The sequence below is a fragment of the Dickeya aquatica genome (assembly GCF_900095885.1).
Lineage (GTDB): Bacteria > Pseudomonadota > Gammaproteobacteria > Enterobacterales > Enterobacteriaceae > Dickeya > Dickeya aquatica.
The window spans coordinates 2,339,043-2,352,049 of sequence record NZ_LT615367.1; the positions used below are offsets into that span (position 1 = coordinate 2,339,043).

A 13,007-nucleotide genomic window follows, 5' to 3' on the forward strand; every position below is an offset into this window, starting at 1 on the left:
TCTCACGTCAGCCAGGCAGGCTTAAGGAGTCGTAGTTCTTCCAGCGATAATTGCACAGAGAGATTACCCAGCAGGCGATAAACAAGGCAACCACATAGAACCCGGCGTTACCCAACTGTTCATTAAAGCCGTCCACCGCCTGCCACAGCCCGGTATGCAAATCAAGTTTATCCGCCAGTAGCCCCAGCGCTTCCATGCCGCCGATAAACATCGCCACCACCACCGATGTCGCTGTGATGGTCATGTTGTAGTAGAGCTTACGCTGCGGTTTGTTGAACGCCCAGCCATAAGCACCCACCATCAACACATTATCCAGCGTATCGATCAGTGCCATGCCACAGGTAAACAGCGCCGGGAAAATCATGATAGACCAGATAGACATCCCCTGTGAGGCACCCGCCGCAGAGATCCCGAGCACGCCAATTTCGGTTGCCGTATCAAACCCCAGTCCAAACAGCAGGCCAACCAGATACATATGCCAGCTTTTATTCACCAGACGAAACGTCGAGCGAAATAACCACCCCATCAGGCCAGATGCAGGCAATACGTCGGCCTGTGCCTGTACGCCTTTTCCCTGTTTGAATTGCGTAAAGGTTTGCCAGACACCGCGCAAAATAACCAGATTCACCAGCGCCATCAGTAATAAAAACCCGGCGGATACAGTCGTCCCAATCACACTGCCGACTTCATGAAACCACTGCATATCGTCTTGCAGTGCCGCGGCCGTCGCCGCCAGCCCCAGTGAGGCTAAAATAACAATGGTGGAATGCCCCAGAGAAAACCACCCTCCCACTCCCAGCGGGCGCTTTCCTTGCTGCATCATTTTGCGCGTGACGTTATCAATCGCCGCGATATGATCGGCATCAACGGCATGACGTAAGCCATAGCACCAGGCCAGCAGGCTGGTTGCCATCAAGGTTGCGTTGTCGTGAAACATCGCCCAGGCCAGCAACCACACCAGAATGTTCATTACCACCAGACACCCCAGCACCACCACGGCACGCGGGTTATCTCTGACAAGAGAAGACAGCATATCCATACCTCTATCAAACCGGCGGACCATCGCCGTCGGGTCAGTGTTGTGAGTATGATATTTTATGAATTCTTCATACACTGCGATGTTATCGCAGATCAAAAGAGAGGAAGGTTGCTCATGGCATTGAGCACGTCAGGTGAACGACGGTGCCCTCACCGAAAACCATAGGGAGAAAAGCAAAAAATGTCATCACAGCGAAGAAAACGGGCTGTCGCCTTTTACGGCTATCAGCCCGCTCAGGCAAAACTCAGCGAATTCGCCCCCGAGCCAGCGTCAGTTTATCGTGACTGATGCGCGAGAGGTTTTGGCTGAAATGGCAATGGGTAATGGCAATCGCCAGCGCATCGGCAGCATCCGCCTGTGGGCTGGCTGGCAATTTCAGCAATGTTTTTACCATGTGCTGTACCTGGCTTTTTTCAGCCGCACCGGTACCCACTACGGTCTGTTTAACCTGCCGCGCCGCATACTCAAACACGGGCAGGGACTGATTCACCGCCGCGACAATCGCCGCGCCGCGCGCCTGGCCAAGTTTCAGGGCCGAATCCGCATTCCGCGCCATGAAGACCTGCTCAATAGCAAAATAATCTGGCTGAAACTGGGTGATAATTTCACTGACGCCAGCGTAAATCAACTTAAGCCGGGTCGGTAGGTCATCAACCACGGTGCGAATACATCCGCTGCCCAGATAGGTGATTTGCCTGCCCTGCTGGCGCACGATGCCATAGCCGGTGACCCGAGAGCCGGGGTCGATACCGAGAATAATACTCATCTATCGCCCCCACTCTGTGGCCTAACAGGCAAGACTGCCATTACAGTAATGCTGCCACCTCGTCGGAGATCTCACCGTTGTGGTAAACCTCCTGTACGTCATCACAGTCTTCGAGCATGTCAATCAAACGCATCAGTTTCGGTGCAGTTTCTGCATCCATATCGGCTTTGGTTGACGGGATCATGGAAACTTCCGCTGCTTCGGCGACAAAACCGGCTGCATCCAGCGCATCTTTGACCTGACCGAAAATTTCCCACGGCGTGAAGACATCAATCGCGCCATCGTCGTAGCTCACCACATCATCTGCACCGGCTTCGAGCGCCGCATCCATCACCGCGTCTTCATCAAGCCCGGGCGCATAGGAAACCACCCCTTTTTTGGCAAACAGGTAAGACACCGAGCCATCCGTGCCAAGATTACCGCCACACTTGGTAAACGCATGGCGCACCTCGGATACGGTACGGTTGCGGTTATCACTCAGACACTCCACCATCACCGCCGTACCGCCAGGGCCGTAACCTTCATAAATGATGGTTTCCATATTGGTATCATCATCACCGCCCACTCCGCGCGCAATCGCACGGTTTAGCGTGTCGCGTGTCATGTTGTTAGACAGCGCTTTATCAATGGCGGCACGCAAGCGAGGGTTGGAACCGGGGTCACCACCGCCCAAACGGGCAGCCGTAACCAGTTCACGGATGATCTTGGTGAAAATTTTACCGCGTTTGGCATCCTGTGCCGCTTTACGGTGTTTAGTGTTGGCCCACTTACTATGACCTGCCATAAAAATCTCCGAAAAAAGCCTGTTATCCCTGATTTGACCGGGCCACAGAGGAAATCTGTGGTCAGATGACAGCCATCAGGGGCAGGCTGGTCAAATAACAAATTCTTCAATCGCCTGCCGGTTGCTCCACGATTTGGTCAACCGAGCTGCCTCAGGGGCATCCAGCCATTGGTAAGCCAGATGCTCACTGATCTCCACCGGGCGTTCATCCGGTAGCGCCAGAGAAAACCAGTGCTCCAGATTATGCGTCACGCCAGGGGCATAGCGACGTCTTAAATGAGCAAAAAGCTCGAATTCCACACTGCGGTGACAGTCAACCAGCGTCAACGCCTCGGCGGCGATGTCGATGTTAACTTCTTCTTTCACTTCACGCTGTGCGGCACATCGCGCGCTTTCATCCGCTTCCAGGCTGCCAGTGACTGACTGCCAGAAATCAGGATCATCGCGTCGCTGAAGCATCAGCACCCGCCCGGTATTGCGGGCATAAATGACCACCAGTACCGAGACGGGTCGCTTATAGTCCATATTAGTGATTCTCTGCGTCCTGCGCGGCTTTACCTTTGCCCACCACCGCGATGGACAGTTCATCGAGCGCGGCCTGATTGGCAAAGCTCGGCGCTTCCGTCATCAGGCAGGCAGCAGCCGTGGTTTTCGGGAACGCAATCACATCACGAATATTGTCGGTGCCGGTTAACAACATGACCAGACGATCCAGACCAAATGCCAGACCGGCGTGCGGCGGCGTACCAAATTTCAACGCATCCAGCAGAAAACCAAATTTCTCGCGTTGCTGCTGCTCATCGATCCCCAGAATGCGGAATACCGTCTGCTGCATGTCACCACTGTGAATACGCACCGAACCACCGCCGACTTCGTAGCCGTTCAGCACCATATCGTAAGCGTTAGCGATAGCGGCTGTCGGGTTGGCTGCCAGTTCAGCAGGCAACATATCACGCGGGGCAGTAAACGGATGGTGCATCGCAGCCAGCCCACCCTCACCGTCTTCTTCAAACATCGGGAAGTCGATAACCCACAGCGGCTGCCAGCTGTTTTCATTGGTCAGTTTAAGGTCACGCCCCAGCTTCAGGCGCAACGCACCCAGCGCATCGGTCACGACTTTGGCGCTATCCGCGCCGAAGAACAGAATATCGCCATCTTGTGCGGCAGTACGTTCCAGCAAGGCGGCCAGAATACCGTCGTTCAGGAACTTGGCCACCGGACTCTGGATACCCTCAAGCCCGTTAGCCTTCTCGTTAACCTTGATATAGGCCAGCCCTTTCGCACCGTAGATTTCGATAAATTTGGCGTATTCATCTATTTGCTTACGGCTCAGTTGCGCACCGCCGGGAACGCGAATCGCCGCAACACGGCCTTTCGGATCATTCGCCGGGCCGGAAAATACTTTGAAATCGACATCTTTAAGCACATCAGCGACGTCAACCAGCTCCAGCGGGTTACGCAGGTCGGGTTTATCCGAGCCGAAACGGCGCATCGCTTCAGCAAAGGTCATAATGGGGAAGTCTCCCAAATCGACGCCTTTGACCTCAAGCCACAGCTCACGCACCATTTTTTCCATCACTTCACGCACCTGCGGCGCGGTCATGAAAGAGGTTTCAACGTCTATCTGGGTAAATTCGGGCTGACGATCGGCACGCAAATCTTCATCACGAAAGCATTTAACAATTTGATAGTAGCGATCAAAGCCAGACATCATCAGCAACTGCTTAAACAGCTGTGGTGACTGTGGCAGCGCATAGAATTTACCTTTGTGTACACGGCTTGGCACCAGATAGTCACGCGCCCCTTCCGGCGTCGCCTTGGTCAGCATCGGTGTTTCGATATCCAGAAAACCGTGGCTGTCCATAAAACGGCGAACAAAGCTGGTAATGCGGGCTCGGGTTTTCAGGCGCTGGGCCATTTCCGGGCGACGCAGGTCAAGGTAGCGGTATTTCAGCCGCGCTTCTTCGCTGTTGTTCTGGTTGGAATCCAGCGGCAAGGGTTCAGAGCGGTTAATGATAGTCAGCGAGGTGGCCAACACTTCCACTTCACCGGTCGCCATCTCTTTATTAATCTGATTATCAGGACGAGCACGCACCACACCGGTCAGTTGAATGCAGAATTCGTTACGCAATTCAGACGCCAGCGTAAAAGCCTCTTGTCTGTCCGGGTCGAAGAACACCTGAACCAGCCCTTCGCGGTCACGCATATCAATAAAAATCAACCCACCCAGATCGCGGCGGCGATTCACCCAACCGCACAGCGTGACTTCCCGACCCACATGGGACGCATTCAACAACCCGCAATATTCAGTACGCATTACGATGTCCTTTTACACCGCCGCCAGGGCCCTGCCTCACACACCCGCAGGTGGCAGCACAGGATAGAGAGCTGGTCGGCATGGTTTTTCTGGATTACAGTCCAATGAAAAAAGGGGGGCATTATAAAGGAATTTCCCCTTTCCGATAAGTACGATGGTAGCGGTCTGCGCACTGGCCCGCACACTCTTTTTTGCTTTTTCGCGCCCGTTTGCCTGCCAGTTGCACAATTGCAGGGTATTATGCTACAGCCCTGTTACATCCAGGCCATGTTCATGGCGCTCGTCACATGTAAAGGATGTCTGTGTCACGGCGTTCAGGGCACAAATACACGGTTACTGACAACGAATCAAAGGCAACGGATTTATGTATATCGGTTTACCCCAGTGGCAACACCCTGGCTGGCACCGGCTGGGCCTGCGCGATTTGGCCGACTATGCCCGCTACTTCAATTGTGTGGAGGGCAACACCACGTTTTATGCCCTACCTTCAGCGGAGTCAGTATTACGCTGGCGCGACATGACCGATGACCGGTTTCGTTTTTGCTTCAAGTTTCCCTCGGCCATCAGCCATCAATGCGGCCTGCAACATTGCCAGTCGCAGGTTGCCGAATTTTTCCGCTGTCTGGAGCCACTCACCCCGCGGCTGGGTCAGTTATGGTTGCAGTTGCCCTCGGGATTCGGGCCTGAGCAGTTGACCACGCTCTGGTCGTTTATCGATTCACTGCCACATGGCTTCTGTTACGGCGTCGAAGTGCGCCACCCGCTTTTTTTCGCCAAGGGCGAAGAGGAGCTCAGGCTCAATCAGGGCCTGCATCAGCGTAGGCTCAACCGGGTGATAATGGACAGCCGACCGGTACACCACGCCGCACCGACCAGCGAGGTGATACGAGACGCTCAGCGTAAAAAGCCCCGAATTCCGCTGCATGTGGTGCGCACGGCAGATGCGCCGTTAGTGCGTTTTATCGGCAATGAAGACCCGGCCGATAACCTGCGCTGGTTCATGCCGTGGGTAAATAAACTGGCGGACTGGCAAGCACATTCACCCTATTTGTTTATTCACACCGCAGGTACTGCCAGCGCCCCGGAACTGGCGCAACGCCTCTGGCCACACCTTCAGGCAGTGGTAAATACGCTGCCGGCCTGCCCGGACTGGCCTGAGCAAACGGCTCTGTTCTAATCGCCCAATTTGGCCTGATGCCGATAACTGGCTCCATTATCTGCGTAATTTCCCTTACACTATAAGCCAAACACATGGAATGCCGCCCACCGGTGCGGCATTCCGATAACAGACTGGCAGTCATCGCGTCTGCCGCTTTTGATAAGGCAATGGAGTAGAAAATGGTAAGCGCACTCTATGTGGTGCTCAGCGCATTGTTGTTAATCAAATTGTCGATTGATGTCGTAAAACTACGGATGCAATATCGGGTCGTTTATGGCGATGGCGGCTTTTACGAGTTGCAAACGGCCATCCGCGTACACGGTAACGCCGTGGAATACATCCCCATCGGGGGGCTTCTGCTGGTACTAATGGAGATGAACGGCGCAATGAATGCCATGATCCATCTGTGTGGCATGATGTTATTGATGGGGCGGCTGTGTCACTACTACGGGCTGCGCCACCGTGAGCTAAACTGGCGTCGTTCGGGTATGTCGGCAACCTATGTTTCGCTGCTGTTGATGATAGCGTTTAACCTGTATTACCTGCCCTGGGAACTGGTTTTTACGCTGCACTGATAAGGTCGCCATAAAAACAGTAAGACGGCATCGCTCCTGACTGTTTTTATGGCATACATCTTTGACGCATCTTTCTGCTAGAATGCGCGCCTGTTCTTTCCCTGTATGTTGTTTTTCTGCTATGTCAAACCGCGATATGCTTTTCTCCGCGCCCATCGCCAATCTGGGTGACTGGACGTTTGATGAACGCGTCGCTGAAGTGTTTCCCGACATGATTCAGCGCTCTGTTCCTGGCTATTCGAATATTATCTCCATGATAGGCATGCTGGCGGAGCGCTTTGTGCAGGCAGATACCCAGGTTTATGACCTTGGCTGTTCACTGGGTGCTGCTACCTTATCTATGCGCCGTCATATTCACACTCCTGGCTGTCGGATCATTGCTGTCGATAATTCCCCGGCAATGGTATCCCGCTGCCGGCGTCATTTGGATGCGTTTCGCGCCGATACGCCGGTTGAGGTGCGGGAAGCGGATATTCTGGATATTGAAATCAGCAATGCTTCGCTGGTTGTGCTCAATTTCACCCTGCAATTCATCCCACCCGCCCAGCGCCTGACGCTGCTAAAACGTATCTGGCAAGGCTTGCGCCCCGGTGGAGCACTGGTGTTGTCTGAAAAGTTCAGTTTTGCCGATGCATCGATAGGTGAGCTGTTGTTTAACATGCACCTGGACTTTAAACGTGCCAACGGTTACAGCGAGCTGGAAATCAGCCAGAAACGCAGCATGCTGGAAAACGTCATGCTCACCGATTCGGTGGAAACCCACAAAGCCCGCTTGCAACAAGCCGGGTTTCACCATGCCGAAGTCTGGTTCCAGTGTTTCAACTTCGGTTCACTGCTGGCACTGAAAGCGGAGTCTGACCAATGATTGATTTTGGCCATTTTTATCAGTTGATCGCCAAAGGCCCGCTGAGCCATTGGCTTAACACGCTACCCGCCCAGTTGCACGAATGGCAACAGGCCTCACTGCATGGTGAGTTTAAAACCTGGTTTAATACCGTTGAGCATTTGCCATTGCTGACGCCGGATACACTTGACCTGACTCACAGCGTCACCGCCAGTCTCAACACACCGCTGACACCGCGCCATCAGGCCGGTATCGAACGGTTGCTGCGCAACCTGATGCCCTGGCGCAAAGGGCCATTCTCCCTTTATGGCATTCACATCGATACCGAATGGCGCTCTGACTGGAAATGGGAACGGGTGTATCCACACATCAGCCCGTTGCAAGACCGTCTGATTCTGGATGTCGGTTGTGGCAGTGGTTATCACCTGTGGCGTATGGTCGGAGCCGGAGCCAGACTGGCCGTGGGCATTGACCCGATGCAACTTTTTTTATGCCAGTTTGAGTCGGTGCGTAAACTGCTGGGTGGCGATCAGCGCGCTCACCTGTTGCCGCTGGGCATCGAACAATTACCGGCACTCGGCGCATTCGATACCGTTTTCTCGATGGGGGTACTCTATCACCGCCGCTCTCCGCTTGATCATCTCTGGCAATTAAAGAACCAATTGGTCAGTGGTGGCGAACTGGTACTGGAGACGCTGGTCGTAGAAGGTGATGAGCACTGTGTGCTGTTACCGGGTGAACGTTATGCACAAATGCGCAATGTCTATTTCCTGCCGTCAACCGCTGCACTGGCGCGCTGGCTGGAAAAATGCGGTTTTGTCGATATTCGTATTGTGGATGAGTGCGTGACGACAGGTGAAGAACAACGCCGCACCGACTGGATGACCACCGGCTCATTGGCGGATTTTCTTGACCCGAACTGTCAACAAAAAACCCTTGAAGGCTACCCGGCTCCACGACGTGCGGTGCTGGTGGCGAAGAAACCCTAAACAAAACACTTGCGGGGTGAGCGCGCTTGTCAGGCTATCGATGCCGACGCTCACCCCACGACTGCCCGGCCTCATCAGTTACGGTTTTTAACGATCAGGTTGATAGCGGCCTCTTCGGTCATATCCGTATTCTGAATTTCGACGTTGATCTCCTGATTGCTGGTTTCATTAAACAACGTGGCATTCCCGACGGTTTTAAAATCCCCCGTTATTGCATCCCCTCTTTCCACTTCATAGACGCCCAGTAATTTCGCGACGATGAACCCTTCATTAGGATCACGAATAACGACAAAACCAATACGATGTTCATGATGCACAACGATTCCGCGCATAACAGGATTCCTTTTGGCTAATTGGAGTATTCAGGCAGCATATCACCGGTTTAGGGAGTAACCGATAAATACATCACTATTCAGTACATTAATCAGCGGCCGATCACATTCATTTTCACCGTCTGGTGCTTATCAGGAAAAAAGACCCCGGCCATCACCACCGGAGTCAGTAAATAGCAAGCAAACGATCAGTGAGCAAAATAAGTAAATAAACGATAACCGTCTGCGCGGTCGCATTTATGACGTTCTCTGTGCGACCGGAGGGCGGTTAGTCGCCGCCGGTGTATGCGCTAAACCCAATGCGCTTTTCATTGCCGCAACGACATCGCCATCAACACAATAGTGCTGAAATTCGTCCATTTCCGTTTCAGAACACAGTGTTACCCCTAATTTGCGATAACGCATTGGTGAGGGTAGCCACTGCCCGGCCGAGGTGTGCAATTCCTGAATACCGCAGGCGCGAAATTTGTGTAGATTGGTTAAGCGAACACCGGCACCTGCCATAATAATCGGGCCGCGGCTGGACATGTTCAACTCCCGTAGCAAGGTGAGTCCGTTTTCCGCACTCTGCTGTTGCCCGGAAGTGAGAATACGGGCAACGCCCAGATCCGCCAGTTGATCCAGTGCCAGCCGAGGGTTGAGGCAGAGATCAAATGCGCGGTGAAATGTCACCGCCACCCCGTCACAGCGTGACATAATCTGACGCATGCGCGCCAAATCAATATGCCCTTCCTCATTGAGCACCCCAACCACCAGCCCGGGAAACCCCATCTCCTTGATGTTATCGATGTCATGCAGCATGGAGGAAAACTCTTGCTGGCTATAGCAAAAATCCCCGCCGCGTGGACGCACCATCGGATGAACGGCAATGGTGAGGCTGTCTCGTGCCTGGCGTAATACACCGTACCCTGGTGTTAACCCGCCCTCTCGTTGCCCGGCACACAGCTCCACCCTATCTGCGCCCGCCTGTTGTGCCGTCAGCGCACAATCCAGACCGTAACAGCAGACTTCCAGTGTTGACATACCCCCTCCCTTAAACAACACACTCACATTATGGGAAACTTTCGTTTTCCACTCTCACCGATATTCGCTACTGACACCACCTTGCCAGTTGGCTGATGTCTCACATCGGCGCAGCAGGCAGACTCTCAAGGTGCAACCTGACAAGCGTTACCGGTTACATTAACGTTTTATCGCGGGTTACGGCTTAATACTGGCACCGCCCCGCGAATTACGGAGAGAGGCGTGTCACACCAGGCGCAGGATTTGCTCGCGGAATATGACACGCCACACAGTTTGCTTCGCCATCATCCAGCCTGCACCCGCTCGCTGGCGATAACATCCTGAATGCGATAAGGATGGAATTTGATGGTGAGGCGGCCATTCGTTATCGCCAATGTCGGGTTGGCTAAACGCTCACCGTCCCCGTGCGGCTGGCTGAATTTCAGTTTTATCCCTGGCGTGGTCAGCGCCACATCCGACAGGCACGCCAGTGCACGCGGATGCAAGGTTGCCGGATCGCCCGGCAACACCAGCTCGACATGCTCCCAGCCTTCATGAGGATAATAGCGCTCGCCCGGCCACGGCAGTTCTACGCAGTCAATGCGCCACGGCCCAACGGCCAATGGCTGATGTAGCGTAAATAAGCAAATCAGCCGCCCGTTTATCCTGTTTTCAGACAACAACACCCCACACGACAGCAGAGCCTCTCGCCAGCGCTCCGCCGTTTGCTGTTGATGACAACGCAGAGAAATATGGTCAGCCTCAAACAGGCCAAGATCTAATTCAAGCTGCCGGGAGAATTGCTCAAGCTCAAGCTCAAAACGGGAAAGATCATCGATTAGCGATTCGGGAAGTGTTGCCGGTAATAAAACGGTCATTATTCACTCTTTAGTCTGCATAAAATACCTGCTGGCTAATTTAACACAGTCATATTTAACTGCCACCCCTCGCCCTGTCGCTTTACCCTATAATAAGAAAAGTTATTTTTCCTGGTTAACAAGAGCAATAAATCAATAAATTTCATTTCACCAAAAATCACCTCCGCTCACATAATTGACAAAAAAACAATTGAAAACAAATTATTAAAACACAATAAAAAAACAGAACGTCACAACAGCAATACTTAAGGACTTATCTGAAATACAGACGAGAATAAAACCATCCGCGGTTTATATGGCGAATTTAATATTTAATAACAATCTTATTCTCTGCGTTAATTTTTTCAGTTCATCAATTTTAATACCTAACCTATCAACACTACCTGCTTATAAAATCGGGCTGGCAGGTTACAGAAAACCCGCCAGCAATATCGCAGACTGCGCGCGACTCCACCTGAAAACATGGGGGTATTGCTTGCTTTAGCCTCACGGTGAACCGGCTGACACACTGGCTCCGGGCTGACGACATGCGGCAATTATGGTATAAAGAAAGGCTTGATTCGTCATTTAGGGTAAACCGGTGAATATTCAGGCTCTTCTTTCAGAAAAAGTCCATCAGGCAATGGTTGCGGCGGGCGCGCCCGCTGATTGTGAACCCATGGTTCGCCAGTCGGCAAAAGCGCAATTTGGTGATTATCAGGCTAATGGCATTATGGCTGTGGCGAAAAAACTGGCTATGTCGCCACGACAACTTGCCGAGCAAGTGGTGCAGCTGTTGCAACTTGATGGCATTGCCGCCAAAACAGAGATTGCCGGTCCCGGTTTTATCAATATTTTTCTTGATTCACAGTGGCTGTCTCAGCAGGCAGAACGGGCATTAACCGCCCCGAAACTCGGTGTGAGCCCTGTCGTGCCGCAAACCATCGTGGTGGATTATTCTGCACCGAATGTGGCCAAAGAGATGCACGTTGGCAACCTGCGTTCAACCATCATTGGCGATGCGTCGGTACGTACCCTCGAATTTCTCGGCCATAAGGTTATCCGCGCCAACCATGTGGGTGACTGGGGTACGCAGTTCGGCATGTTGATTGCCCGGCTCGAAGATATGCAAAACAGCCATGCCAGCGAAATGGAATTGGCCGATCTGGAAGCCTTCTACCGCGAAGCTAAAAAGCATTACGATGAAGACACCGTCTTTGCCGAGCGTGCGCGCGGTTATGTCGTCAAACTGCAAAGCGGAGATGAGTATTGCCGCACGCTGTGGCGTCAGTTGGTGGACATCACCATGCGCCAGAACCAAAACAGTTATGATCGCCTTAACGTCTCACTGACACCCGATGATGTGATGGGGGAAAGCCTCTATAACGCCATGCTGCCCGCCATCGTTGCCGACCTGAAAGCCAAAGGGATGGCGGTAGAAAGCGAAGGCGCAACCGTGGTGTATCTGGACGAATTCAAGAATAAGGAAGGCGAGGCAATGGGCGTCATCATCCAGAAAAAGGATGGCGGCTACCTCTACACCACCACAGACATCGCCTGTGCCAAATACCGTTATGAGACACTGGGGGCCGACCGGGTTCTCTATTACATTGATTCACGCCAGCACCAGCACCTGATGCAGGCCTGGAGTATCGTGCGTAAAGCGGGTTATGTGCCTGATTCGGTGAGCCTTGAGCACCATATGTTCGGCATGATGCTGGGTAAAGACGGCAAGCCGTTTAAAACCCGCGCGGGCGGTACCGTGAAGCTGTCAGAACTGCTGGATGAAGCCTACGAGCGAGCACTGACGCTGATCGCCGGTAAAAACCCTGACATGCCGCGTGACGAACTGGAACAACTGGCTCGCGTGGTGTCGATTGGCGCGGTCAAATACGCTGATTTATCGAAAAACCGCACCACCGACTACGTGTTTGACTGGGACAACATGCTGGCCTTCGAAGGCAATACCGCGCCCTATATGCAGTATGCCTACACCCGTGTTGCCTCCATTTTCAAACGCGCCGGGGTGGATGAAGCCAGCCTGACACAGCCTGTCGTGCTGGCAAATGAACACGAGCAGGCGCTGGCAACCCGCTTGCTGCAATTCGAGGAAGTGGTGACAACCGTTGGCCGCGAGGGGACACCCCATGTGATGTGTGCGTATCTGTACGACCTGGCGGGGCTGTTCTCCGGTTTTTACGAAAACTGCCCTATCCTCACGGCAGATAGCGAAAATGAACGGCAAAGCCGCCTGAAACTGGCACTGCTGACGGCCAAAACCCTGAAAACCGGCCTGGATACCCTCGGTATTCAGACGGTTGAAAAAATGTAATACCACACATC

General features: G+C 53.1%; 13 protein-coding genes. 5 read left to right on the forward strand and 8 right to left on the reverse strand.

Annotation, left to right across the window (positions count from 1 at the left end; translation table 11 throughout):
• Window positions 1-7: 7 nt before the first annotated feature.
• The 5 genes from DAQ1742_RS10480 to aspS all read right to left on the reverse strand — a co-directional run bounded on the left by DAQ1742_RS10480 (window position 8) and on the right by aspS (window position 4,906).
• Complete coding sequence (locus DAQ1742_RS10480; RefSeq protein ID WP_035342135.1) at window positions 8-1,033, reverse strand: HoxN/HupN/NixA family nickel/cobalt transporter; 1,026 nt, start codon at window positions 1,031-1,033, stop codon at window positions 8-10.
• Window positions 1,034-1,283: 250 nt separating this feature from the next.
• Window positions 1,284-1,805: a crossover junction endodeoxyribonuclease RuvC gene (ruvC, locus tag DAQ1742_RS10485; protein WP_035342138.1), complete on the reverse strand. Its 522-nt coding sequence runs from the start codon at window positions 1,803-1,805 to the stop codon at window positions 1,284-1,286.
• 40 nt (window positions 1,806-1,845) lie between these two features.
• Window positions 1,846-2,589: a YebC/PmpR family DNA-binding transcriptional regulator gene (locus DAQ1742_RS10490; protein WP_035342141.1), complete on the reverse strand. Its 744-nt coding sequence runs from the start codon at window positions 2,587-2,589 to the stop codon at window positions 1,846-1,848.
• A 90-nt stretch (window positions 2,590-2,679) separates the two neighbouring features.
• On the reverse strand, window positions 2,680-3,114 hold the full coding sequence (gene nudB, locus DAQ1742_RS10495) for a dihydroneopterin triphosphate diphosphatase (protein WP_035342143.1): 435 nt from the start codon (window positions 3,112-3,114) through the stop codon (window positions 2,680-2,682).
• A 1-nt stretch (window position 3,115) separates the two neighbouring features.
• Window positions 3,116-4,906, reverse strand: a complete 1,791-nt coding sequence (gene aspS / locus DAQ1742_RS10500; protein WP_035342146.1) for an aspartate--tRNA ligase — start codon at window positions 4,904-4,906, stop codon at window positions 3,116-3,118.
• A gap of 364 nt (window positions 4,907-5,270) precedes the next feature.
• Here aspS and DAQ1742_RS10505 point away from each other — a divergent pair, with 364 nt between their 5' ends.
• The 4 genes from DAQ1742_RS10505 to cmoB all read left to right on the forward strand — a co-directional run bounded on the left by DAQ1742_RS10505 (window position 5,271) and on the right by cmoB (window position 8,473).
• Window positions 5,271-6,083 (forward strand): DUF72 domain-containing protein, encoded by an 813-nt coding sequence (locus DAQ1742_RS10505; protein WP_035342149.1) that lies wholly within the window; start codon window positions 5,271-5,273, stop codon window positions 6,081-6,083.
• Window positions 6,084-6,244: 161 nt separating this feature from the next.
• Complete coding sequence (locus DAQ1742_RS10510) at window positions 6,245-6,640, forward strand: MAPEG family protein (RefSeq protein ID WP_035342151.1); 396 nt, start codon at window positions 6,245-6,247, stop codon at window positions 6,638-6,640.
• Window positions 6,641-6,761: 121 nt separating this feature from the next.
• Window positions 6,762-7,505 carry a carboxy-S-adenosyl-L-methionine synthase CmoA gene (gene cmoA, locus DAQ1742_RS10515; protein WP_035342154.1) on the forward strand — a complete coding sequence of 248 codons (744 nt, stop codon included), beginning with the start codon at window positions 6,762-6,764 and terminating at the stop codon, window positions 7,503-7,505.
• Window positions 7,502-8,473: a tRNA 5-methoxyuridine(34)/uridine 5-oxyacetic acid(34) synthase CmoB gene (cmoB, locus tag DAQ1742_RS10520; RefSeq protein ID WP_035342157.1), complete on the forward strand. Its 972-nt coding sequence runs from the start codon at window positions 7,502-7,504 to the stop codon at window positions 8,471-8,473. The genes cmoA and cmoB overlap by 4 nt, the downstream gene beginning before the upstream one ends.
• A gap of 74 nt (window positions 8,474-8,547) precedes the next feature.
• On the opposite strand, the gene DAQ1742_RS10525 is transcribed toward cmoB, so the two are convergent.
• The 3 genes from DAQ1742_RS10525 to DAQ1742_RS10535 all read right to left on the reverse strand — a co-directional run bounded on the left by DAQ1742_RS10525 (window position 8,548) and on the right by DAQ1742_RS10535 (window position 10,685).
• On the reverse strand, window positions 8,548-8,805 hold the full coding sequence (locus DAQ1742_RS10525) for a hypothetical protein (RefSeq protein ID WP_035342160.1): 258 nt from the start codon (window positions 8,803-8,805) through the stop codon (window positions 8,548-8,550).
• Window positions 8,806-9,042: 237 nt separating this feature from the next.
• Window positions 9,043-9,828, reverse strand: a complete 786-nt coding sequence (gene cutC, locus DAQ1742_RS10530; RefSeq protein ID WP_035342164.1) for a copper homeostasis protein CutC — start codon at window positions 9,826-9,828, stop codon at window positions 9,043-9,045.
• A gap of 284 nt (window positions 9,829-10,112) precedes the next feature.
• Window positions 10,113-10,685, reverse strand: coding sequence for a VOC family protein (locus tag DAQ1742_RS10535; protein ID WP_035342167.1), 573 nt, complete (start codon window positions 10,683-10,685; stop codon window positions 10,113-10,115).
• Between the two features lie 580 nt (window positions 10,686-11,265).
• On the opposite strand from DAQ1742_RS10535, the gene argS reads away from it, so the two are divergent.
• A complete protein-coding gene (gene argS, locus DAQ1742_RS10540) occupies window positions 11,266-12,996 on the forward strand; it encodes an arginine--tRNA ligase (protein WP_067486953.1) in 1,731 nt (576 codons plus the stop codon).
• The last annotated feature ends 11 nt before the right edge of the window (window positions 12,997-13,007 follow it).